The 23,867-nt window shown below is 38.3% G+C and carries 26 protein-coding genes, 1 pseudogene and 1 other annotated feature; of the genes and pseudogenes, 23 read left to right on the plus strand and 4 right to left on the minus strand.

Going from position 1 to position 23,867, the window contains the following annotated elements:
* The first annotated feature begins 18 nt into the window (after window positions 1-18).
* The 9 genes from B9N79_RS01380 to pheA all read left to right on the plus strand — a co-directional run bounded on the left by B9N79_RS01380 (window position 19) and on the right by pheA (window position 7,616).
* Window positions 19-1,452, plus strand: a complete 1,434-nt coding sequence (locus B9N79_RS01380) for an Rne/Rng family ribonuclease (protein ID WP_048896881.1) — start codon at window positions 19-21, stop codon at window positions 1,450-1,452.
* Window positions 1,453-1,644: 192 nt separating this feature from the next.
* On the plus strand, window positions 1,645-2,958 hold the full coding sequence (locus tag B9N79_RS01385) for a CitMHS family transporter (protein ID WP_040056852.1): 1,314 nt from the start codon (window positions 1,645-1,647) through the stop codon (window positions 2,956-2,958).
* Between the two features lie 120 nt (window positions 2,959-3,078).
* Window positions 3,079-3,151, plus strand: a sequence feature (ribosomal protein L21 leader region).
* A 14-nt stretch (window positions 3,152-3,165) separates the two neighbouring features.
* Window positions 3,166-3,474: a 50S ribosomal protein L21 gene (rplU, locus tag B9N79_RS01390; RefSeq protein WP_019391336.1), complete on the plus strand. Its 309-nt coding sequence runs from the start codon at window positions 3,166-3,168 to the stop codon at window positions 3,472-3,474.
* A gap of 11 nt (window positions 3,475-3,485) precedes the next feature.
* Window positions 3,486-3,818 (plus strand): ribosomal-processing cysteine protease Prp, encoded by a 333-nt coding sequence (locus B9N79_RS01395; protein WP_019391337.1) that lies wholly within the window; start codon window positions 3,486-3,488, stop codon window positions 3,816-3,818.
* Window positions 3,819-3,834: 16 nt separating this feature from the next.
* Entirely contained in the window at window positions 3,835-4,125 is a 291-nt protein-coding gene (gene rpmA, locus B9N79_RS01400; protein ID WP_019391338.1) for a 50S ribosomal protein L27, read from the plus strand.
* Window positions 4,126-4,314: 189 nt separating this feature from the next.
* A complete protein-coding gene (locus tag B9N79_RS01405; protein ID WP_019391339.1) occupies window positions 4,315-4,866 on the plus strand; it encodes a Spo0B C-terminal domain-containing protein in 552 nt (183 codons plus the stop codon).
* 39 nt (window positions 4,867-4,905) lie between these two features.
* The gene (gene obgE, locus B9N79_RS01410) at window positions 4,906-6,192 is read left to right on the plus strand and encodes a GTPase ObgE (protein WP_019391340.1); all 1,287 of its coding nucleotides are present in this window, start codon (window positions 4,906-4,908) and stop codon (window positions 6,190-6,192) included.
* Between the two features lie 32 nt (window positions 6,193-6,224).
* Window positions 6,225-6,674: an ACT domain-containing protein gene (locus B9N79_RS01415; protein WP_019391341.1), complete on the plus strand. Its 450-nt coding sequence runs from the start codon at window positions 6,225-6,227 to the stop codon at window positions 6,672-6,674.
* An 87-nt stretch (window positions 6,675-6,761) separates the two neighbouring features.
* On the plus strand, window positions 6,762-7,616 hold the full coding sequence (pheA, locus tag B9N79_RS01420) for a prephenate dehydratase (RefSeq protein WP_046217882.1): 855 nt from the start codon (window positions 6,762-6,764) through the stop codon (window positions 7,614-7,616).
* An 88-nt stretch (window positions 7,617-7,704) separates the two neighbouring features.
* Here pheA and B9N79_RS01425 read toward each other — a convergent pair whose 3' ends face one another.
* Window positions 7,705-8,247, minus strand: a complete 543-nt coding sequence (locus tag B9N79_RS01425) for a transcription repressor NadR (RefSeq protein WP_019391343.1) — start codon at window positions 8,245-8,247, stop codon at window positions 7,705-7,707.
* 12 nt (window positions 8,248-8,259) lie between these two features.
* A complete protein-coding gene (locus tag B9N79_RS01430; RefSeq protein WP_046217881.1) occupies window positions 8,260-9,339 on the minus strand; it encodes an IscS subfamily cysteine desulfurase in 1,080 nt (359 codons plus the stop codon).
* A gap of 97 nt (window positions 9,340-9,436) precedes the next feature.
* On the opposite strand from B9N79_RS01430, the gene nadB reads away from it, so the two are divergent.
* From nadB to yajC, 12 genes and pseudogenes are all read left to right on the plus strand, one after another.
* A complete protein-coding gene (nadB, locus tag B9N79_RS01435; RefSeq protein ID WP_040056848.1) occupies window positions 9,437-10,921 on the plus strand; it encodes an L-aspartate oxidase in 1,485 nt (494 codons plus the stop codon).
* 11 nt (window positions 10,922-10,932) lie between these two features.
* On the plus strand, window positions 10,933-11,787 hold the full coding sequence (gene nadC / locus B9N79_RS01440; RefSeq protein ID WP_085117684.1) for a carboxylating nicotinate-nucleotide diphosphorylase: 855 nt from the start codon (window positions 10,933-10,935) through the stop codon (window positions 11,785-11,787).
* Window positions 11,784-12,881: a quinolinate synthase NadA gene (gene nadA / locus B9N79_RS01445; protein ID WP_046217880.1), complete on the plus strand. Its 1,098-nt coding sequence runs from the start codon at window positions 11,784-11,786 to the stop codon at window positions 12,879-12,881. The genes nadC and nadA overlap by 4 nt, the downstream gene beginning before the upstream one ends.
* A 172-nt stretch (window positions 12,882-13,053) precedes the next feature.
* Window positions 13,054-13,204, plus strand: a pseudogene (gene safA / locus B9N79_RS26915) (SafA/ExsA family spore coat assembly protein); the annotation flags it as partial.
* Between the two features lie 1,359 nt (window positions 13,205-14,563).
* Entirely contained in the window at window positions 14,564-15,505 is a 942-nt protein-coding gene (locus B9N79_RS01455; RefSeq protein WP_046217879.1) for a phosphotransferase, read from the plus strand.
* A gap of 84 nt (window positions 15,506-15,589) precedes the next feature.
* Window positions 15,590-16,108 (plus strand): BofC C-terminal domain-containing protein, encoded by a 519-nt coding sequence (locus tag B9N79_RS01460; RefSeq protein ID WP_040056844.1) that lies wholly within the window; start codon window positions 15,590-15,592, stop codon window positions 16,106-16,108.
* 131 nt (window positions 16,109-16,239) lie between these two features.
* Window positions 16,240-16,848, plus strand: coding sequence for a Holliday junction branch migration protein RuvA (gene ruvA, locus B9N79_RS01465; RefSeq protein WP_019391351.1), 609 nt, complete (start codon window positions 16,240-16,242; stop codon window positions 16,846-16,848).
* An 11-nt stretch (window positions 16,849-16,859) separates the two neighbouring features.
* Window positions 16,860-17,858, plus strand: coding sequence for a Holliday junction branch migration DNA helicase RuvB (ruvB, locus tag B9N79_RS01470; protein ID WP_019391352.1), 999 nt, complete (start codon window positions 16,860-16,862; stop codon window positions 17,856-17,858).
* Window positions 17,858-18,058 (plus strand): DUF2905 domain-containing protein, encoded by a 201-nt coding sequence (locus B9N79_RS01475; protein WP_019391353.1) that lies wholly within the window; start codon window positions 17,858-17,860, stop codon window positions 18,056-18,058. The genes ruvB and B9N79_RS01475 overlap by 1 nt, the downstream gene beginning before the upstream one ends.
* Window positions 18,059-18,089: 31 nt before the next feature.
* Window positions 18,090-19,118, plus strand: coding sequence for a tRNA preQ1(34) S-adenosylmethionine ribosyltransferase-isomerase QueA (gene queA, locus B9N79_RS01480; RefSeq protein WP_046217878.1), 1,029 nt, complete (start codon window positions 18,090-18,092; stop codon window positions 19,116-19,118).
* Window positions 19,119-19,158: 40 nt separating this feature from the next.
* Window positions 19,159-20,298, plus strand: a complete 1,140-nt coding sequence (gene tgt, locus B9N79_RS01485) for a tRNA guanosine(34) transglycosylase Tgt (protein WP_085117687.1) — start codon at window positions 19,159-19,161, stop codon at window positions 20,296-20,298.
* A 68-nt stretch (window positions 20,299-20,366) separates the two neighbouring features.
* Window positions 20,367-20,648: a preprotein translocase subunit YajC gene (yajC, locus tag B9N79_RS01490; protein WP_019391356.1), complete on the plus strand. Its 282-nt coding sequence runs from the start codon at window positions 20,367-20,369 to the stop codon at window positions 20,646-20,648.
* A 28-nt stretch (window positions 20,649-20,676) separates the two neighbouring features.
* On the opposite strand, the gene B9N79_RS01495 is transcribed toward yajC, so the two are convergent.
* Window positions 20,677-21,057 (minus strand): TIGR04086 family membrane protein, encoded by a 381-nt coding sequence (locus B9N79_RS01495; RefSeq protein WP_019391357.1) that lies wholly within the window; start codon window positions 21,055-21,057, stop codon window positions 20,677-20,679.
* A gap of 121 nt (window positions 21,058-21,178) precedes the next feature.
* Here B9N79_RS01495 and B9N79_RS01500 point away from each other — a divergent pair, with 121 nt between their 5' ends.
* A complete protein-coding gene (locus B9N79_RS01500) occupies window positions 21,179-21,826 on the plus strand; it encodes a DUF421 domain-containing protein (protein WP_019391358.1) in 648 nt (215 codons plus the stop codon).
* 4 nt (window positions 21,827-21,830) lie between these two features.
* On the opposite strand, the gene spoVB is transcribed toward B9N79_RS01500, so the two are convergent.
* A complete protein-coding gene (gene spoVB / locus B9N79_RS01505; protein ID WP_019391359.1) occupies window positions 21,831-23,390 on the minus strand; it encodes a stage V sporulation protein B in 1,560 nt (519 codons plus the stop codon).
* A 133-nt stretch (window positions 23,391-23,523) separates the two neighbouring features.
* Between spoVB and B9N79_RS01510 the strand changes: the two genes are divergently transcribed.
* Window positions 23,524-23,814: a post-transcriptional regulator gene (locus B9N79_RS01510; protein ID WP_019391360.1), complete on the plus strand. Its 291-nt coding sequence runs from the start codon at window positions 23,524-23,526 to the stop codon at window positions 23,812-23,814.
* Window positions 23,815-23,867 lie beyond the last annotated feature (53 nt).

Genomic DNA, 23,867 nt, shown 5'->3' on the forward strand with positions numbered 1-23,867 from the left:
CGAAAGGGATTTGGACATATGACAGCAAAATTGATAATTGAAACTGCAACAAATCTTCATAAGATAGCTCATTTACAGGATAGCCAAGTACAGGCTTTTTATATTGAAGAACAAAAAGCTATCCACTATGTTGGCAATATTTATGTTGGGCGTGTGAAAAAAGTTGTGAAAGGGATGGACGCTGCTTTTGTAGATATCGGAGGAGACAAAAACGGGTATTTACATAAAAGTGAAGTGTTTCTTGATGAGCATGAAATGTTTGCAGAACGTATAAAAGAAGGACAAAAAATTCTCGTACAAGTAAGCAAAGAAGAAAGAGGAACAAAGGGACCTAAATTGACAACATTTATTGAATTTTCAAGCTCGTACGTTGTTTATTTTCCTTATAGCGGATACGTAGCTGTTTCAAAAAAGATAGCGGAAAAAGAAAAGTGGAAAAGCTTTGGGGAGAGCGTTGTAGAAGGAGCGGAAGGGCTTCTCTTACGAAGTGCCATTGAAGGAATGTCTCCTAGCAAAATAGAACAAGAAATTGTTACCCTTAGAAAAGAAGCGGAGGGAGTTATTGGGGAACTCCAAGCGGAAGGAACAGTACCTCGAGTTGTTTACCAAAGGGAAGATTTTATTACAAACATGATAAAAAAGGCAAAAGCGGACAAGCTTGAGCTTATTGTTGATTCATTTGAAACGAAAAAAAAGCTTCAAGCTTCTTTTCCAGAAGCAACAGTTATTTTTCAACGTGAGAAAGAGAGCCTTTTTGACATATATCACCTTCAAAAAGAGCTTGAAAAAGCACTGCAAAAAACGGTCTGGCTTCCAAGCGGTGGTTCATTAGTTATTGAAGAAACAGAAGCGATGACGGTTATTGATGTAAACACAAGCAGGTTTGTAGGCAAAACTTCTCAAGCTCAGACTATTTTAGAGACAAATCTTGAAGCAGCAAAAGAAGTGGCTCGACAACTGCGCCTTCGAAATCTTGGAGGCATTATTATGATTGATTTTATTAACATGAAAAACAAAGAAGATGGAGAAAAAGTGTTACAAAAGCTAAAAACAGAAACAGAACAAGATCCAGTAAGGACGCTTATTTTTGGTTTTACAAGACTTGGATTAGTAGAGGTGACACGTAAAAAAGAGCGAGACAGCTTGCAGCATCTACTCCTAAAAGATTGTGGTATTTGTAAAACAATAGGAAGATATAGAAATGAGAAAAAAACGTTGGATGATATAGAAGGGGAACTGCTTTCATATAAAGAAGAGGCAGCATGGATAGAACTTTCTCCTCTTCTTTCATTTAACAAGGAAGAGATAGAAAAATGGAAAGAAGAGCAGGAGATGGAACTTTACCTAACAGAAGGAGAAGAACTTACGCCATTTTACCGCCTTCGTCATATTGGTTCAAGAGAAGAAGTAGAGCAGAGAATAAAAGAAAATAAGGTTGAATTTCTATTTTAAAAAAGAAGGGTAAAACCTTCTTTTTTTTTACTTAGTATCTTCTCGTGAACAAAATGAACAAAAAGGATACTAAGAATTTAAAGCTCAATAATTTGGTAACGGTTACATTCAGAATTTTTTAATTTATACTATTATTAGTGAAAGACTATCGTTTTTAAGGGGAAATTTTTTAGAGACAAAGGGGGAGAAAATATGTTAGCTACGCTTGGATTCTTAATGATCGCGGTCTTTATGTATCTGATTATTACGAAACGAATGTCAGCTATGGTTGCACTTATTATTATTCCAATCTTGTTTGCCATAATTGGGGGATTTGCAGCAGGGTTAGGCGATATGATGCTTGCAGGGGTAGAGCAGGTAGCACCAACAGGTGTTATGCTGATGTTTGCTATTTTATACTTTGGAATTATGATTGATGCTGGTTTGTTTGATCCACTTGTATCTACAATCCTGAAAATTGTAAAGGGAGATCCAGTAAAGATTGTCATGGGAACGGCTATTCTTTCCATGCTCATTGCTTTAGATGGAGATGGAACAACAACATATATGATTACGGTTTCAGCAATGCTGCCGCTTTATACAAGACTTGGAATGAATCCGTTAATCCTAACCTGTGTTGCGATGCTTTCATTTAGCTTTATGAATATGTCTCCATGGGGTGGACCTACAGCCCGTGCAGTAAGTGCCCTTCAGCTTGATGTGGCAGACGTATTTTTACCGCTTGTTCCAGTCATGATTTCAGCAGCACTATGGACACTATTTACAGCTTATATTTTAGGAAAGAAAGAGAAAAAACGCTTAGGTGTTATCGACATTGACTATTCACAAAATTTGGCTTTTACCCAGCAGAGTGCTACTGTAGATATGGGGGCGGATGACACCTCTATTAAACGTCCAAAGCTTCTATATGTAAACTTAGCTCTAACAATTGCTCTATTAGTATGTTTAGTGATGGGAGTACTTCCACTTGCAACTTTATTTATGATTGCTTTTGTTGTTGCCCTTATGATTAACTATCCAAAATTTGAAGATCAAAAAGAGCGAATTTCCAATCATGCAGGAAACGTCCTTGCAGTTGTTGGCTTAGTATTTGCTTCAGGGATTTTTACAGGAATTCTTTCAGGAACAGAGATGGTTGATGCAATGGCAAATGCACTTGTTTCTGTTATTCCTGAATCATTAGGTTCATTTTTCCCTGTCATTACAGCATTAACTAGTTTGCCGTTTACGTATTTTATGGCAAACGATCCGTACTACTACGGAGTGTTACCGATTTTAGCAGAAACGGCTTCAGCTTACGGTGTAGATCCTGTTGAAATGGCTCGTGCTTCTGTTTTAGGGCAGCCAATTCACGCGATGAGTCCACTTATGGCTTCCGCATATTTATTAGTAGGAATGGCGAAAGTAGAATTTGGAGATCACCAAAAGTTTTACTTTAAATGGGCACTAGGTTGCTGTCTTGTGATGATTGCTGTAGCTATTGTTACAGGGATCATCACCTTCTAAAAAAACTGCAGCATCTGCTGCAGTTTTTTCTTGTGTAAAATTTGGAATGACTTCATTAGAGAATATGATTGACATGGGGAGAAGAAATATAGTATTATTTTCTATGTGATTATTGTAGCACCCGTGCTACAACCGCGCAGAACAGGTTTTAAAGTCCATTGTGACACCTGGGATGGCGAGTCTGAGTCTTACAGGGAGGTGCAGAGAATGTACGCTATTATTGAAACTGGTGGTAAACAAGTTAAAGTTGAAGAAGGTCAAGCTATCTACATTGAAAAACTTAACGTAGAGCAAGACGAAACAGTAACTTTCGACAAAGTACTATTAGTAGGTGGGGACAACGTTAAAGTTGGAGCTCCTTACGTTGATGGTGCAACAGTTAGCGCTAAAGTTGAAAAACAAGGTCGCGCTAAAAAGATTACTGTATTCAAATACAAAGCTAAGAAAAACTACAGCCGTAAACAAGGTCACCGTCAACCTTACACAAAAGTTGTTATTGATAAAATCAATGCATAAGGAATGGTTGCATGGTTAAAGTAGTTCTTTCTCGTAATGAAGCAGGTCATATTACTTCTTTTGAGATAAGTGGACACGCAGAATTTGCGGAACACGGTAAAGATTTAGTATGTGCCGCTGTTACAGCTGTGTCATTTGGGACAGTAAACGCGATTATTTCTTTATGTGATACAATGCCAGGCCTTGAACAAGGTGAGGACGGCGGTTATTTTAACTGCCTCATTCCTGAAGACTTAGAAGAGGATGTTGCTCGCAACGTTCAGCTCCTTCTTGAAGGAATGGTTGTTTCACTTGAAACAATCGAGCGTGATTATGGACAATATATAAACATTGTATCTCAATAAAGAGGAGGTGGAACATATGCTAAGATTAGATCTTCAGTTTTTCGCATCGAAAAAAGGGGTAGGTAGTACAAAGAACGGTCGTGACTCTATCTCTAAACGCCTTGGTGCTAAACGTGCAGATGGTCAATTTGTAACTGGTGGTTCTATCCTTTACCGTCAACGCGGTACAAAAATCTATCCAGGTGCAAACGTTTCTCGTGGTGGAGACGATACTCTTTTCGCGAAAATCGATGGTATCGTAAAATTCGAGCGTTATGGACGTGACCGTAAAAAAGTGAGCGTTTATCCAGTAGCGCAAGAAGCTTAAAACGTAATCGTACACAAAAAGAAAACTCTAACCAAGATTGGTTAGAGTTTTTCTTTTTGTTGAGACATATTGCTAGGGTTGTGCTCATAGACTAGATAATTTGCTATAATGCATATATGGTCTGTTTTGTTTTCTTTTCTTTGCTGGTGAAAGAAGAACAAAGCATGTTTTAAGGTTAGGGGTTGGAAAATGAGTAAAGAGTGGGATGTTGTTGAACTTTTAAAGCATGCACGCCATGATTGGCTAAATAGGCTGCAGCTCATTAAGGGAAATTTATCATTGAATCGTCTTGACCGTGTCCAACAAACGATTGAAGAGATTATTGCCATCTCTAAAAATGAATCAAAGCTAACGAGTACAGGGGCACATAAGCTGACTGCGCTTCTTTTAACATATGGGTTTAGAGAAACGGTTTTAAAGCTCGATATCGAAGTGAACGGCAAAGTGTGTGATTTATCTCCTTATGATGAAGAGCTTGCAGATTGGTGTGAATCGCTTTTTTATGTACTAGAAAATGTAGCAAATAAAGAAAGTAATCATCACCTTGATGTTTCTTTTTATCTTGAAGAAGGTCCATCATTGTTTTTTGATTTCAGTGGCATAATAGAGAATGAAAAAAAGATAGAAGAATGGTTATCAAAAGAAACGTTAACCATGTTTAATATAGCTTGCTACAAAATAGCAAAAGATGAATTGACGGTTCAGCTTGTTATGAATGAAAAGCAACACAGCAATTCATAAAAAGTAAGAACGTGATATAGGGAACGGAGTGAAAATGAAATGTTTGTCGATCAGGTCAAAGTCTACGTAAGAGGTGGAGACGGCGGAAATGGAATGGTTGCTTTCCGTCGTGAGAAGTATGTACCAAATGGAGGACCAGCAGGTGGTGACGGTGGTAAAGGAGCAGACGTTGTCTTTGAAGTTGAAGAAGGACTTCGTACACTAATGGATTTCCGTTATAAGCGCCATTTTAAAGCAAAACATGGTGAAAACGGAATGCCTAAAAACCAACACGGTCGTAATGCAGAGCCCCTTGTTGTAAAGGTCCCGCCTGGCACTGTTGTAAAAGATGATGATACAGGTGAAGTTATCGCTGATTTAACAGAGCATGGTCAGCGTGCTGTCATTGCAAAAGGTGGCCGTAGCGGACGCGGAAATACGCGATTCGCAACACCAGCAAACCCAGCACCAGAGCTTTCTGAGAAAGGAGAACCAGGTCAAGAGCGCTATATTGTGATGGAGCTTAAAGTGCTAGCAGATGTCGGTCTTGTAGGCTTCCCAAGCGTTGGGAAATCAACCCTTCTTTCTATTGTATCTGCGGCAAAGCCTAAAATTGCTGCTTATCATTTTACAACAATTGCGCCTAATTTAGGTGTTGTAGAAACAGAAGATAATCGCAGCTTTGTTATGGCTGACTTGCCAGGACTTATTGAAGGGGCACATGAGGGAGTAGGACTTGGTCATCAGTTCCTTCGCCATATTGAGCGTACAAGAGTTATTGTGCACGTGATTGATATGTCTGGCATGGAAGGCAGAGATCCTTATGAAGACTACGTTACAATTAACAAGGAGCTTAAGGAATATAATCTTCGTTTAACAGAGCGTCCTCAAGTTGTTGTAGCAAATAAAATGGACGTCCCTGAAGCAGAAGAGAACTTAAAAGCGTTTCAGGAGAAAGTTGGCGAAGAAGTAAAAGTTATTCCAATTTCAGCTATTGCACGTAAAGGACTTCGTGATCTTTTATTCATAGTTGCTGATCTTCTTGAAACAACACCAGAGTTTCCTCTTTATAGTGAAGAAGAGCTTGCAAATCAACATGTTATGTACAAGTTCCAAGAGGAAGATAAAGAGTTTCATCTTACACGTGATAGCGAAGGAGCTTATGTACTTTCAGGTGAGAAGATTGAGAAACTATTCAAGATGACAGACTTCTCGAGAGATGAATCTGTACGCCGTTTTGCTCGTCAGCTTAGAGGCATGGGTGTTGATGAAGCATTGCGTGAACGTGGAGCGCAAGATGGGGATATTGTAAAACTTCTTGAATATGAATTTGAATTCTTAGAGTAGATGGTAAAAGGGAACAGAGAGGGGAGTTCTCGTTGAAGAAAATCGATCAGAAATTTTATTTAGTTCGGGAGGATGTCTTACCAGAAGCAATGAAGAAGACGCTTGATGCAAAACTTCTGCTTGAACGGGGAAAGGCGGACTCAATTGCTGACGCTGTACAGCTTGTTGATTTAAGTCGCAGCGCTTACTACAAGTATAGAGAAACGGTATTTCCATTTCATACTATGGTGAAAGAACGTATCATCTCGCTTTTCTTCCACTTGGAAGACCGCTCTGGTACTCTTTCACATCTATTAGGTCTTGTTGCTTCAAGCGGATGTAATGTATTAACGATTCACCAGACTATTCCATTGCAAGGGCGTGCAAATGTAACCCTTTCACTAGATGTTTCTGGTTTAAAAACAGATCTAGAAGACCTTCTTTCGAGATTGCGGGCATTGGAATTTGTTGATAAAGTAGATGTATTAGGCTCGGGAGCTTAATCAAAACAGCTTGACGATCAATCAAGCTGTTTTCTTTACATATTAAATTTTGAAAAATAAAAAAATAAAGACATAGGAGAGAGAACTGTGAAGAAAGTTGGATATTTAGGACCAGAAGCAACATTTACACATATTGCCGTAGAATCTGTTTTCAAACAGATAACCTCACATCCGTATCGCACCATTCCTTCGTGCATTGATGGCGTAACAGATAGAGAAGTAGATTATGCGGTTGTTCCATTAGAGAATGCTCTTGAAGGCTCCGTAAACTTAACACTCGATTATTTAATCCATGAAAAACGTCTGCCAATTGTAGGAGAGATTGTGCTGCCGATTCGTCAACATTTTATGGTGCATCCCAAATATATAGAGGAGTGGCAAAATGTTGAAGGTGTGTATTCGCATCCACATGCAATTGCTCAATGTCATAAATTTCTTCATGATACATTTCGCAACACACCTTTACATGAAGTAACATCAACGGCCTATGCAGCACAACATGTTTATGAAAAAGAAGATGAGAAGATAGGGGCAATTGCAAACGAGTTTGCGGCGAAAAAATATGGATTACAAATTGTCAAAAAAGATGTGCACGACTATGATCATAATACAACGCGTTTTCTCATTTTAAATCAAGAAAATGCCCCCCTAGAACAAACGCTTTTAGAACATAACGGTTATAAAACAACGCTGATGATTACACTATCTGAAAACCCAGCAGGAGCCCTACACCGCGTGTTGTCTGCTTTTTCTTGGCGTAATCTTAACTTATCAAAAATTGAATCACGGCCAATGAAAACAGGACTTGGGAATTATTTCTTTATTATCGATATCGAGCAAAAGCTTGATGATGTATTAATCCCTGGAGCAATTGCTGAAATCGAAGCATTAGGGTGTAACGTAACCCTTTTAGGAAGCTATCCTTACTACATTATCAAATAGGAACCTAGTACAGCTTAGGAGCCTTTTAGCTACAAAGAAAAGAACGCTTGTAGTTCCAAGCGTTCTTTTTTCTGTAGCTAAAAGTATTCTATTCTTCAACTAAAATACCTGCCTCACGCAAAGCGTCACACGCTTCATCAAGCTGTTTTGAGGAATCAGCTTCAACTGTGTGAAGGTGACCGCCTTTTGTTAGTTCAAGCAAGAAAGCAGCTTTCGCTGAGCGGATTTTATCAATAAAGTTCGCGACATCTTTGCGATTGCGAAGACCAAGTGAAGCCGTAAGCTCTCCATAAACAGAATGTTCAACAATTACATCTTTTACTGTGACGCCATGGTCAACAAGGAGAAGCAGCTCGCGTTCCGATTCCTCTGGGCCGTGTTTACAAGCAATAATGCGCGTTTGTTTTTGCTCTGCTTGTGTTCTTGACATATAAAGATAGCCTTGACTTGTTGCCATAATAGGCTCGTTTCGCGCTTTTAATAGCGATATGTCTTGTACGATAACTTGTCTACTCACATTTGTACGTTTTGATAGGTCACTGCCTGTTAACGGAGCGTTCGAATCTTTTAACCATTGAAGCAAAAGATCTCGTCTTTTTTCCCCTAAAATCTTTTTTTGTTCATCCTTCATTTTTGAACTCCTTTATGAGGTTGTTAATAATTTTAAGCAGTCTGTAAAAGCTTTAATGTCTTTAATCGTTGTTGAAGTACCAAATGAAATACGAAAAAGCTGTTTACTTTCATGAACGTTTTTTCCCATTGCTATCATATATGGGGAAGGTTCCTGCTGTCCAACAAGACAAGCGCTTCCTGTTGAAATGGCAATATTGTACTTATTGCACCATAGCATAACATACTGACCTTCTAAGCTCTCCATCTTCATTGCAACGATAGAAGGAAGAGCATCAGGAGGGCTTATAATTTCAGCTGATACAGGAATATGATTGATAAGCTCTCTTCTTAAGTTTACATGACTGTTATAGGTATCCGCCAATATTTTCTTTTGTTCCTGTGCAGCAACAGTAAATGCAACAATACTTGGCACATCAATCGTCCCATGCTGCTTTACTTTAGAAATTTCTTTAGAAAGATAAAGAGCACCAATTCCTTTTGGTCCGTATATTTTATGACTTGCGATAGATAAGCTTGTAATGTGCATATCTCTTACATTAATAGGAAGCTTTAAGAAAGATTGAACTCCATCACAATGGAAAGGGATATTGTACATTTTGGCAATCTCTCCAATTTCTTTTATAGGATGAACCGTTCCAAGTTCATGATTGACGTGTTGAATTACGATAAGACATGTGGCATCTGTAATACATTCACGCAAGTTTTCAAGATTAATCGTTCCATCTTCCCTAATGGATACATAAGAGATATCGTATCCTTCTTCTTCTAGTGTATCCCAAAGACTCAGAAGTGACGAATGTTCGAGCTTTGAAGTAATAATATGGTTTTTAGAAGAGGGAGAACTCCCTAATATACTCCTAACAGCAAGCAAGTTACTATCAGACCCACCGTTTGTAAAATATATTTCTTCCTTGCTAGCTTGGATATAAGAAGCGAGTTCTCCCTGACACATTTTCATCATTTCTTTCGCTTTTGTTCCTTCGTCATGAAGGCTATTTGTATTTCCATAAAATTTTTTAGCACTTTCACAATAAGCCTGTAGTGCATTTTTACTTATGGGTGTTGTTGCAGCATAATCTAAATAAATCATTTTTGTTTCTCCTTTATAAAAATCAAAGTCTTGTATTTTATTAAATAATATGTAAATATAGGTGTCAAGACACATGTAAAGTTAAGGGGTAGTGATTATGATATATGATGTCATTTTGATTGGAAGTGGCCTTGCAACACTTGTGACAGCAGCGAAGCTATCAGATAACAAAAAGATCCTTGTCATCACAAAGGATGAATTGAAACAAAGCAGTTCTAGTCTTGCACAAGGTGGAATTGCTGCTGTTATGTCACCTGATGATCATTGGAAGTATCACTATGAAGATACTTTAAAAGCTGGTCATTATTATAATGATAGGAAAGCTATTTCTATGCTCGTTAGAAGAGCTCAAACCGAAATAAACATTTTAATAAATGAAGGAATGACCTTTGACAGAGAGGATGGCCAAATGGCTTTAGGTATGGAAGGCGCGCATAGTAAGCGACGTATTTTGCATGCTGGTGGGGATGCAACAGGGAGAGAGCTTGTCCGCCATTTTCAAAAAAAAGTATGTGGTCAATCAAATATAACAATCGTAGAACACGAGCCTGTTCATACATTACATATTGAGGATGGGTATTGTATTGGTGTGTTCACCGAAAAAAGTCATTATTACGGCCGCCATACTGTACTAGCTTCAGGTGGATGTGGAGGTCTTTATCGTTTTAGCTCAAATCCAGATGAAAACAGAGGAGACGGAATAGCTCTTGCTTACCGTGCAGGTGCTACATTAAAAGATCTTGAATTTATCCAATTTCATCCGACTCTTCTTCATAGAGATGGAAAAGCATTTGGACTAGTTTCAGAAGCTGTAAGAGGAGAAGGAGGAAAGCTAATAGATGAAAAAGGAAAGGCTGTTATGGATCATCATCCTCTAAAAGATTTAGCACCTCGTGATATTGTTGCACAAACCATTGATATGAAGTTGAAAAAGGGAAGCCAAGTATTTTTAGATATTACAAATATCTCAAACTTTTCAAAACGCTTTCCAACCATTCATCACAATTGTGTAAAAGCATTTGGATATCAGCCTTCTTTACTTCCTGTCGCTCCTGGGGCGCATTTTCAACTAGGTGGGGTTGCTGTAAATGAAAATAGTGAAACATCCATTCCTAATCTTTATGCAATTGGAGAAGTTGCATGTACAGGTGTTCACGGAGCAAATCGACTGGCAAGTAACTCTTTATTAGAAATTCTTGTTTATGGGAGTCGCTTAGCTGCTCATTTAAACAATGAAGGAGAAGGTAATATTCAAGGAGGATTTTTTCCACCATTCAAATCGAAAAAAACAATAAAAGTAACCTTGCCATCTATTCAAGAGATTCAAAGAAACCATGAAGAGGGAGCTGGGATTGTTCGGTGTAGGAAAGAACTGGAAAAATGCATGAATTGGTGTGCTCAATATTTAGAAAAAGTGTCAGAGGAAAAGCTGCACCTTTATGAGCGAGATACAATCGAAAAAATCAATATGCTTAGAACAAGCTTTCTTATTTTATCGGCTGCTTCGGAACGCCGAGAAAGTTTAGGAGTGCATATGCGGAGTGATACAAAAGAGATAGGTCAGCGAGAATTTATCGGATAGGAGATAGAGTCATGAATGAGCTAAAAGTGAAAGAAAAGTTAACAGAATTTTTAATTGAAGATATTGGATGTGAGGATCTAACGACTAGCTCTCTTCCAAATAAGGATCAGTGGATTCAAGGTTATTTTATTTCAAAAGAAGACGGGATTTTTGCAGGAGAAGAAATTATTAAGTTAGGTTTTTCATTGATTAGTAAGGATGTTGAAGTGGTTCTTTTTAAGCATGATGGTGATCGCGTCACGAAGGGAGATATTATCGCTTCTGTTGAAGGGACTTTTTCAACACTTATGGCTGGGGAGCGAGTAATTTTGAATCTTGTGCAGCGAATGAGTGGAATTGCGACAATGACAAATGAATTTGTCCATGTTCTTGATGGCTCAGGAATCCGGATTTGCGATACAAGAAAAGTTATGCCAGGTTTAAAAATATTTGATAAATATGCTGTGACATGTGGCGGGGGCTATAATCATCGCTTTGGCCTTTATGATGGAGTGATGTTAAAAGATAACCATGTAGCTGCCGTAGGATCAACTGGAGCTGCAATTAGAGAAGTTCGAGGGCGAGTTGGTCATATGATTCGTATAGAAGTAGAAATTGAAACAGAAGAAGCGCTTCTCCAAGCAGTAGAGGCGAAAGCAGATATCATTATGTTTGATAATCGTTCTCCAGAAGAAATTAAGAGCTGGATGAGGCACGTTCCAGACGATATTGTTACAGAGGTTTCGGGAGGCATTACGCTCGAAAATATTCATCAGTATAGAGAAACAGGTGTGAACTATATTTCAATCGGTGCATTAACACATTCTGTTTCAGGGCTTGATATTAGCTTTAATATTGCCTCACAGAAGGAAGGGGAAGGAAAATGAGCATTTTAGCGGGTTTTGAAGAAAAACTATCGATTATTCCACAAAAATATAAGGAACAAGATGAGAAAGAACTTATTGCAATTGTTGAGCGAGTAAAGAAAAACCTTGGCGATAGATTGTTTATTCTTGGTCACCACTATCAAAAAGATGAAGTTATCCAGTTTGCCGATGTGACAGGAGATTCTCTTGCTCTATCAAGGGTCGCTTCAGAACAGACAAAAGCAGATTACATCGTTTTTTGCGGTGTGCATTTTATGGCTGAAACCGCTGATATTCTAACAAGTCCTCACCAGCAGGTAATTTTACCTGATATGCAAGCAGGCTGTTCGATGGCCGATATGGCAAACCTTCAACAAACAGAAATAGCATGGTCATATCTTACTGAAAAGTTTGGAAACACGATTGTGCCGCTCACATATGTAAACTCAACAGCTGAGATTAAATCATTTGTTGGCGAAAATGATGGAGCAACGTTAACAAGTTCAAACGCGTCTAAAATCGTGCAGTGGGCGCTTGGTAAAAAAGAACGAATTTTATTTCTCCCTGATCAGCATCTCGGAAGAAATACAGCGTACGAGTTAGATATTTCACTAGAAGAGATGGCTGTATGGGATCCAATTCAAGAAAAGCTTGAATATGAAGGTGATTATGAAGACATCAAAATTATTTTATGGAAAGGGCACTGCTCTGTTCATCAAAACTTCACAGTGAAAAATATTGAAGCATTGCGAACAACACATAGCGATATTAATATTCTTGTTCATCCTGAATGTTGTTATGAGGTTGTTCAAGCCTCGGACTATGCGGGCTCAACTTCTTTTATTATTGATAAAATTAATGAAGCTGAAAAAGGATCGAAATGGGCGATTGGTACAGAAATGAACCTTGTTAAACGATTGATTGATAACAATCCTGATAAACAAATTATGTCCTTGAATCCTTATATGTGTCCATGTTTAACAATGAACCGAATTGACTTACCACACCTTGCATGGGCACTTGAGAGCATTGAGGATAACAAGCCAATAAATATTATAAAAGTTCCTGAAGAAGTGCAAAATGGAGCATTAGCAGCTATTGGAAGAATGCTCTAATATAAGAAAAGGATGAGCTCTTATGTGAGAAAGTGAGCTCATCCTTTTTAATGTTTTTCCACCTTATGAATAAATGTTTTTTTACAAGCATATGTTGTGAGGAAGTCTGAATTAGCAAGACACCCAGTCTGAATATACATTGTAAAGATATTGTTGCAGGAGGGGAAAAACGTTGAAAATCCATATCGTCCAAAAAGGGGATACCCTTTGGAAAATTGCAAAGAAATATGGAGTTGATTTTGAAGAAATTAAAGAAGTCAATTCACAGTTAAGCAACCCTGATATGATTATGCCAGGAATGAAGATTAAGGTGCCAACAAATAGTGTACAAATTAAAAATGAAATGCAAAATATGGACCATCCGTATAAAGAAATGCCGCAAAAACAACTTCCAATAACAGAGATTGATACAGATGAACAAATGCCACAGCAACCGCAGCAACAGATGCCGCAAATGCCGCAACAATCTTATAATGAACTTCCAATGATGCCGCAACAGCCTTATAATGGCCCTTATAATGAAGCACCAATGATGCCACAACAGCCGAATAATATGAACATGCCGCCTAAAAAAGAAATGCCAATGATGCCGCCAAAGGAGATGCCTTCTTCTCCTAAAAAAGAAATGCCAATGATGCCGCCGAAAGAGATGCCTTCTTCTCCTAAAAAGGAAATGCCAAAAATGCCGAAGATGCCAAAGATGAAACCAATGTTTCCTGAGATTGACGTCAACAATTATTACAATCTAAATGTTCAACTTCCGGCACAAGAAAAACCGAAAAAAGAAGAGCCAAAGAAAGAAATGCCTAAAAAGGAAGAGCCAAAGAAAAAAGAGTTAAAGAAAGAAATGCCTAAAAAAGAAGAGCCGATTGAAATTCCAAAAGTAGAGCCGATGCCAATACTAGATATTGAAGAATCTTATGAGGACAATGAAAGCTTTGAAATGCCGATGATGCACCAACAGATGCCGATGATGCACCAACAGATGCCAATGATGCCGCAAATACCGATGCAACATTGCATGCCAGTGCCGTTAACACCAGTAATGCCAGGATGCGGATTTAATTATATACCATGTTATAATCCATGCATGCCGCCGATGCCTGTTCACATGCCAATGAATGCTCCATATCCGAATACACCATATCCGTATGAACATCAAATGCCTAATATGGGAATGCATCATATGGAGGATGAAAATGACAGTGATGAATACGTAATGGGAGCAGAGCATGATTACATGCCGATGCCACAGCACTACAACCATCCTGTTCAAAATCCGTATATGCCAATGCACCAAATGCCTGTTCAAAATCCGTATATGCCAATGCACCAAATGCCTGTTCAAAATCCGTATATGCCAATGCACCAAATGCCTGTTCAAAATCCATATATGCCAATGCACCAAATGCCTGTTCAAAATCCATATATGCCAATGCCTCACTATGGAGAACAGATGGGAATGCCTTATCACGATCCAAATGAACAAATGCATCAATACGGCATGATGCACGGTCAACAGGAGGATTGTGGGTGTGGTGGTATGTCACAGCCTTATTATCCACAGCCGCAAAGTGAACAAGGATATTACCCACAACATTTTGCCAATATGGGATATGAGCAGCCAATGCCACAATCGCCAGACCATCAAATGTTCGGTATGCCTCGTTATGAGGAAGACGATGATTAATAATAGGAAAATAGAAAAAGGCGAGATCGTTTACGATCGCCTTTTTTTCTATCTTTTAAAAAAGAAGGGAATCGAAGTTAAAAAAGTAAATCGTATTAGGCCTCATGTTTTGAAATTAGAGTCCAAAACAGGAAGATATGTAATGAAAAGGTACAAAGAAAAGGAAAAGATTATTCACACTTATACCTTATTACAAGAAGCTTCAAAAAAGTCTTTCACAAAAAGTATAAATTTTATTCCTTATCCTGATGGAACGCTCACCTTTTCATATGAGGGAGCATATTGGGCACTTATGAACTATAGAGAAGGACGAGCGCTTAACTATTATAAGAGAAGCGAGCGAAAGGAAGCACTTAGCCTTTTAAGCTCTTTTCATAACAGTACTAAGGCAAACAATACGTCTAACCTTGCACCTTTATTACTTGAGGAAAGATGGGAAAAGAGACTCTCTTACTTCGAGCAGAACTCCGTTTTTCTTCATCAAAGAGAGCGAGAAGACATTCTATATGAGGGAGCTTTTCTTCTTGATAAAGTACGAGAAACTTCATTGATTCACCCTTCTCTACAAGCAATTAATCATGGTGATGTTGCTTCACATAACTTTTTAAAAAGTGCAGATATGGTGCGTTTAATTGATTTTGACCTTGTTCACTATGATTCTGTTTTCTATGATTATTTACAATTGACAAGGCGTTTTTTATGTTATACAAATGCTTCTCTAATCCCTTTATTCCTACATAATGAGCTTCATTCATGGTTTAGAGAGCCTCGCTTCCTATATGCTTTGCTCTATCAAGATGATCTTTTCAAAGCATGGCCAAAACTTCTTCAAGAAAGCAATCGAAATAAAATAGAAAAAGCTCTTATTTTAAATCAATTAAGGAAGAGAATGCTTATGCCACAAATTCAGTTTTTTCTTAGCGGGATTCGGTGAATTTGTACAAATGGATAAAGATATTAAAAGAGGAGAAGCTATAACTAGATTGTTTTCAAAAGTTTTTAAAGAGGTGAAGATACGATGAATCGAACCTATCAAAGCGCACTTTTTCTTTTAAGCTTGTTACTTTTTCTATTTGTAGGTCCACAAGCTTTAGCCCAAAATGAAGAAGATGAGAAAATGACCATTTTATTAGAACGCATCTATGTAGATGGAGTAACAGAAGAAGAGATTATAGAAGTTAATAGTGAAAATAGAGAAAGAATGTATGACAAATTCAAAAGCTGGGAGCTTATTGACGAGCAAGATGATCAAGTAGTTTTTCAAAAAGAAGTGGATGATATCTCACCGCTTTTAAAAGAGAACGGGTATATTGGGATGGACAGAGAAGGAATTCTCTCTATTTATGAAGGTGAACCACACCAGGAATCAACGCGGGTTATTCAATCGTTTTTTCAACTTGATGTAGAAATGATGCAAAGCTTTGATTACAAAAAGCTAGAAGATGGTATTCGGATTCAAACGAAAGAGCAATACACAGCATTGCTTAATTTTTATAAAACCTTCTCCAAAAAAACAACAGCAACGAAAACAGGGTAGTGAAAGACGCTGCCCTGTTTTTTGTTGTTTGAAACTACGCTAATATTATGAAGTTATGATAAAATAGAACACAGTGAATGTTAGCTCACACGGACGCACGAGCTCTCAATTTGTTAAAGGAGAGGAATTTTTTGTTTGACTATATTAAAGGATATGTAACATACCTTAATCCTGAATATGTAACGGTAGAAAACGGAGGGATAGGATATCAGATTTTCACCCCAAATCCGTTTTTATTCCAAATTAACGAGATGGAGGAAATTACGGTATATACGTACCATCACGTACGTGAAGATATAAGCGCGCTTTTTGGTTTTTTATCGCGCCAAGATAAAGATTTATTCAAGAAGCTCCTTAGCGTCTCAGGAATTGGGCCGAAGGGGGCGCTTGCTGTCCTTGCTTCAGGTGATACGACAGGGCTTATTCGAGCGGTAGAAGAAGAAAATGAAAAGTTTCTGGTGAAATTTCCTGGCGTTGGTAAGAAAACGGCTCGTCAGATGATTTTAGATTTAAAAGGAAAGCTAAATGATCTAGCTACAGATGAAACGTTTACACTGTTCACTCATGAAAAACATGAGCAAAGAACAGAAAATGAAAAAGCAATGGAAGAAGCAAAAGAAGCGCTTAAAGTACTTGGATATGCAGAACGTGAAATCAATAAAGTACTGCCAACACTTGCAGGAGAGAATTTAGCGACGGATCAATACATTAAGAAAGCATTGCAAAAGCTTTTAAAATAAAGGGTGATTAAATGGACGAAAGAATTGTGACAGGAGATGCTTTGAACGAAGAAGCGCTCGTGGAATATAGCTTACGCCCACAAACTTTACAGCAGTATATTGGACAAGATAAGGTGAAAAGTCATCTATCGGTTTTTATTAAAGCGGCGAAAATGAGGGAAGAAACACTCGATCATGTTTTGTTATATGGTCCACCTGGTCTCGGTAAAACGACACTTGCAGCCATTATTGCAAACGAGATGGGCGTAAATTTGCGGACAACTTCAGGTCCTGCAATTGAACGCCCAGGCGATCTTGCGGCTGTATTAACGAGTCTTGAGCCAGGAGATGTTTTGTTTATTGATGAAATTCATCGTCTTCATCGTTCAATTGAAGAAGTTCTCTACCCAGCGATGGAAGATTTCTGTTTAGACATCGTTATTGGAAAAGGGCCAAGCGCTCGTTCTGTAAGGCTTGATTTACCGCCGTTTACGCTCGTTGGCGCTACAACAAGAGCTGGGCTTCTTTCAGCACCTTTGCGTGATCGTTTTGGTGTATTAAGCAGATTAGAATATTATAAAGAAGAAGATTTACAAAATATTATTGTGCGTACAGCTCAAATCTTTGATGTGGAAATTGATCCACGGGCTGCTACAGAGATTGCGAGACGGTCAAGAGGAACACCCCGAATTGCTAACCGTCTATTAAGGCGTGTTCGAGACTTTGCCCAAGTTGAAGGGGAAGGTGTAATCACAAAAGAGCTGGCAGATACGTCTTTAGAGCTTCTGCAAGTAGACCGTTTAGGCCTCGATAATATTGACCATAAATTATTAATGGGGATTATTGAAAAATTCCGGGGAGGGCCTGTTGGGCTTGATACCATTTCTGCTACAATTGGAGAGGAAGCTCATACGATTGAAGATGTGTATGAGCCCTACTTGCTTCAAATTGGTTTTTTACAGCGAACTCCGCGCGGACGTATTGTAACAAACTTAGTTTACGAACATTTTGGAATTGAGGTTAATGAATAGTGGGCGAAATTGCAAAGTTATTAATGGGTGCTGGAGCAGTTTTACTTTTGCTTGGGATACTGATACAATTTATCGGCAAGCTTCCCGGAGATATCTTGATTAAAAAGGGAAATACAACATTTTATTTTCCGATTGTAACATGCATTATCGTCAGCGTTATTTTATCGCTCGTTTTTTTCGTAATTAATCGATTAAAATGAGTATGTAATATAATAGGAACAGGTGAAAGAGATGAAAGTAGATTTATTTGATTTCCACTTACCAGAAGAGCTAATTGCTCAAACTCCATTGAAAGAGCGCGATAAGTCACGCTTAATGGTATTAGATAAAAAAACAGGTGAGCTTGCTCATGATCACTTCTACAATATTGGAGACTACTTACAAGAGGGAGACTGTCTTGTTTTAAATGATACAAGAGTACTGCCTGCTCGGCTTTTCGGCACGAAGGCAGAAACAGGTGCAAATATCGAAGTTCTTCTTTTGAAACAGGAAGAAGGCGACGTATGGGAAACGCTTGTAAAACCAGCAAAACGTGTGAGAAAAGGGACAGTTATTACGTTTGGGGATGGTCGTTTGAAGGCCATTTGCCAAGAAGAAATGGATCAAGGCGGAAGAATGCTGGAGTTTCATTATGAAGGCATTTTTTATGAAGTATTAGAAAGCCTTGGAGAAATGCCACTTCCTCCATATATTAAAGAACGACTAGAAGACCGTGAACGATATCAAACTGTTTATGCTCGTGAGCAAGGTTCTGCGGCGGCTCCAACAGCTGGCTTGCATTTTACTGAAGAGTTGATTGAACAATTGAAAGAAAAAGGAGTTCATATTGCATTTATTACACTTCATGTTGGTCTTGGCACGTTCCGACCTGTAAGTGCTGAAGATTTAGAAGAACATGATATGCATGCTGAATTTTATCAGATGACAGAAGGAACAGCTGCTCTTTTAAACAATGTAAAAGAGCAGGGAGGACGCATTGTGTCTGTTGGTACGACGTCAACTCGTACACTTGAAACAATTGCTTCTAAACACGACGGTCAGTTTGTAGCTTCTTCTGGATGGACGAGCATTTTTATCTTTCCAGGCTATGAGTTTAAAGCAATTGATGGTATGATTACAAACTTCCATCTTCCAAAGTCAACGCTTATTATGCTTATTAGTGCGCTTGCAGGGAGAGAAAATGTTCTTCATGCTTACAATAAGGCAGTTGAAGAGAAATATCGTTTCTTTAGCTTTGGCGACGCAATGTTTATTCGATAAAACTTAAAAAGGGAACTTTTGATGAGAAAGGAAAACAGCAATGACAGCAATAAGATATGAACATATAAAAACATGTAAGCAAACAGGAGCGCGTCTTGGCCGTGTGCACACGCCACACGGAACTTTCGAGACGCCAACTTTTATGCCTGTTGGAACACTTGCAACTGTAAAAACAATGTCACCTGAAGAGTTAAAACAAATGGGAGCAGGTATCATTTTAAGTAACACATACCACCTTTGGCTTCGTCCAGGACACGAAATTGTCAAAAAAGCAGGTGGTCTTCATAAGTTCATGAACTGGGATCGTCCGATTTTGACAGATTCAGGTGGTTTCCAAGTATTTAGTTTAAGTGAATTCCGCAAAATTCAAGAAGAAGGCGTTCATTTCCGTAATCATCTAAGTGGTGAAAAGCTTTTCTTATCACCAGAAGGTGCGATGGAGATTCAAAATGCTTTAGGTTCGGATATTATGATGGCTTTTGATGAATGTCCTCCATACCCGGCTTCATATGAATATATGAAGAAGTCTGTTGGACGTACAAGCCGTTGGGCTGAGCGTTGCCTTGAGGCCCATGCTAGACCAAATGATCAAGGGTTATTTGGAATTGTTCAAGGTGGAGAATATGAAGAACTTCGTAAACAAAGTGCGAAAGATTTGATTTCTCTTGATTTCCCGGGTTACGCTATAGGAGGTTTGTCTGTTGGTGAACCAAAAGATGTAATGAATCGCGTACTTGAATTCACAACACCTCTTCTTCCAACTGATAAACCTCGTTACTTAATGGGAGTAGGGTCGCCTGATTCACTTGTAGACGGTGCTATTCGAGGCGTTGATATGTTTGATTGTGTTTTACCAACACGTATTGCCCGTAACGGAACTCTCATGACAAGCGAAGGTCGTCTTGTTGTGCGTAATGCGAAGTTTGCTGAGGATTTCAGACCAATTGATGAAAATTGTGATTGCTATACATGCCAAAATTACTCAAGAGCATATATTCGTCATCTAATTCGTGCGAATGAAACATTTGGTCTTCGATTAACCTCTTACCATAATCTCTATTTTCTGCTAAAATTAATGGAACAAGTTCGTCAAGCAATCCGCGAAGACAGACTTGGAGATTTCCGGGACGAATTCTTTGAACAATATGGATTTAATAAACCAAACGCTAAAAACTTCTAGGGAACAGCAGGTTACTTCTAAAACTAGAGATTGCCTGTTTAAGAATATACTTTCAAGGAGGAAACACCATGCAAATTCTAAATACCATTTGGCCCCTTTTATTGATGTTTGTTATCTTCTATTTCTTGCTGATTCGCCCTCAGCAAAAGCGCCAAAAATCTGTACAAAACATGCAGTCTGAACTTAAAAAAGGCGATCGTATTGTAACAATCGGAGGCCTTCACGGTTCAATTGATGCAATTGATGAGAACAAAATTGTTGTAAAAAGCCTAGACGGTTCAAAACTAACATTTGATCGTCAAGCGATTCGTGAAGTAACACAAGTTAAACAAGAAGTAACAAATTCATAAAAAAGCGCAGCCACAAGGCTGCGTTTTTTTATGTTTTATTTGTAGCAATATTTACTCCAATGATGCCACCAAAGCAAGCTGCAACGAGAAAGCCTCCATGATAAAGAAGTTGAAGAAGAGAAAACTGTTCATCATAGCCTAAGAACTGAAGAAGAAAGACGAGGCATGAAAATAAAAGGGCAGTAACGCCTCCTAAGAGCCAGCCTTTTTCTCCACCTGATTTTCCGGAAATGAAGCCGCCAATAAAAAAAGCGATAAACGACAGAGCGGTGATTACCCACTGAAGTGAATCTTCTGCAATCGTTGTAAATTTAAGGAGAAAAGCAAACACAATGCTTGTTAAAAAGGCAATCATAAAAATCGCAATAACCCCTTTTAAGATGGCTTGCGGTATTCCTGACCTCTCCATATAAAGCCTCCTTTAATAAAAGTATTCTAGTACGAGCATATTCAGGTGAAAGGGAATTTAGAATTCATGTTTCAGCAGAAAAGGTACAAACTATAAAAAACAGTTGGAAAGGATCGAAAAGATGGAACTTCTTTTACTTGTTGGTCGAACTGTTCTTCTTTACTTAGTCATTGTGCTTATCTTCAGGCTAATGGGAAAGAGAGAGATTGGTGAACTTAGCATTTTAGATTTAGTGGTCTTTCTAATGATTGCAGAAATAGCTGTTATGGCAATTGAAGACACAGAATCTCCACTCCTTAACAACTTTCTTCCAATGGCAACGTTAACAGTTCTTCAAATCGGATTTGCAGTCTGGGCTCTTAAAAATCAGCATATCCGGAGAATTCTAGATGGCAGAGCTTCTATTATTATTGAAAATGGTCAAATTAGGGAGAGAGAGATGAAAAAGCAGCGTTATAATTTTAACGATTTGCTTATTCAACTGCGTGAAAAAGATATTTCAAATATTGAAGATGTAGAATTTGCAATTCTAGAAACCTCAGGAAAACTCTCTGTAATTAAGAAAGATCAAGGTGTGAAATCACTTACTCTGCCCTTAATATTAGATGGGATTATTCAATTTGATCATTTAGAGCGATCAGGTAAAGACCTGCCATGGCTTCAGAAAGAGATGGGGAAAAGAGGATATAGCAGTTTTGAAAAAATTTCATACTGCAGTTTTAATCAGGGGAAGTTTTACATTGATGAAAAAGACATAGAAACACACTAAACATTTAGCGTTTAGTGTGTTTTTTAATGAACCGTAGCGGAGAAAATCGCCTTAGTTCTTCTTGACTTACAAGTTTAAAGCCTTTCAGAAGAATAATATAGATAAAACTAAGCACAATGATGGAAAAGATTGTTCGTAATGAAAGTGAAACAGATGAGGGAATAGTTTCGTATATATAGTGGCCTGCAACCCCTGTTATCACCATTACAATAAAGCTTTTTATATAATCTCTTATATATACAACAAAAGAGATTGCTTTTATAACAGTTGCAAGATGAAGAAATGTAACAATAGTCATTCCCGCCATAATGCCTAATGCTGCTCCTTTGATGCCAAAATGAGGCTGTGTTGCAAGCGCAAAAATAAGGCTAAGCTTAGCAATCGCTCCAATAAGGCTGTTAATCATGGCGGCTTGAGCTAAATTTAAGGCTTGAAGCGTTGCTTGAAGGGGCCCTTGCAAGTAATAGAAAATAAACAATGGGGCCATAATTTGAATAAAAAAGGCACCGTTTACTGTACCATACATAAGCAGCATAATTGGTTGGGCAAAAACGTATAAAACAACAACAGAAAGTCCACCAGTTAGAAAAGATAAGCGTAGTGCTTGATGAAGACGGTATTGAATAAGCCTGTTTTTATTTTCTGCTGCTGCTTCACTAATAGCAGGAACAAGTGATGTTGAGAGCGAGTTTGTAATAAAGGATGGAAGCATAAGAACAGGAAGAGCAAAACCTGCTAACATCCCATATTGTTTTGTAGCAAGAGCTGTTGCGACTCCTGCAATCGCAAGTGAATGCGTAACAACAATGGGCTCTAGAAACCAAGAAAGGGAGCCAATCATCCTACCACCTGTTGTAGGAAGTGCAATTTTCAATAAATCATAAAGAGGCTCTTTTCCACCTTTCAGAGTATGAAAGAAACGCTTTCGCACCTTTATTCGCTTTTTCTTCTTAAATGTGTATACCATATAGAGAAGGGATGCAAGTTCTCCAAATACCGAAGAAAGCATAGCTCCTGCTGCTGCGTATTCTACTCCATATGGGGCGAAGAGAGTAATGCAGAATGCTACGAGCGTAATGCGGACAACTTGCTCAATAATTTGTGAATAAGCAGCAGGTCGCATTTGCTGTCTTCCTTGAAAATAACCACGAATAACGGCTGAGACAGCAATAATAGGAATCACTGGAATAATGGCCATAAGTGGGTAATAGGTTCTTTCATCTGTTAAAAGGGTTTGAGCAATTGCTGGAGCAAAAAATAGCATAGCAGTTGTAAAAATAAGACTAATGCTAAGAGTAATGGAGAGCGAGACAACAAGTACTTTCTTGATTCGTGCTTTATCTCCCTTAATCTCTGCTTCTGCAACCAGTTTTGAAATCGCAACAGGTAGCCCAAGTTGTGTAATGGTGATGGCTAAGATAAATGTGGGTACTGCCATCATATATAAACCAACGCCTTCTTCACCGATGAGTCGAGCAATGACAATTCTGTTAACAAATCCTAATATTTTAGTTATAAATCCTGCGATGATAAGGATTATTGTGCCTTGTAAAAATTTTGACATATATTCGCCTGCCTTCTCAAACGAATTAATATTGTATACAATAAAACATATGCAATATAATAGGCCAAGCATGACAAGTATGAGGAAATCTTTTTAGATATTAAAGATAAAGTAAAGGTAGGAGAATGCGAGCATGGAACAAGCTGTTAGTAGAACGTCGCGAAGATTAGTAGAACCTGCTATGAGAAGCAAGATGGAAGAATTTCGACTTTTCGGATATGAAGAGGTAACAGAAGAAATTGTTTGGCAGTTTCTTCAGCAAAAGAAGTGGAAGAACCGAAAAATTGAAGAATTGAAGCTTTATGAACTTGTGAATGACATTCTTGCTGTGAAAATATCCGAAGTGATGAACTTTATGACAATCGAAGTATTCAAGAATGATCGTTCTAAAAAAGGACTTGAAGATATTTCAGACCTTTTGTAAATAAAGCTTGTTTGACACTTTATAATCTATCGAACATAATAGGAATGTTGAGT

The sequence above is a fragment of the Priestia filamentosa genome, assembly GCF_900177535.1.
GTDB classification, from domain to species: Bacteria; Bacillota; Bacilli; order Bacillales; family Bacillaceae_H; genus Bacillus_I; species Bacillus_I filamentosa.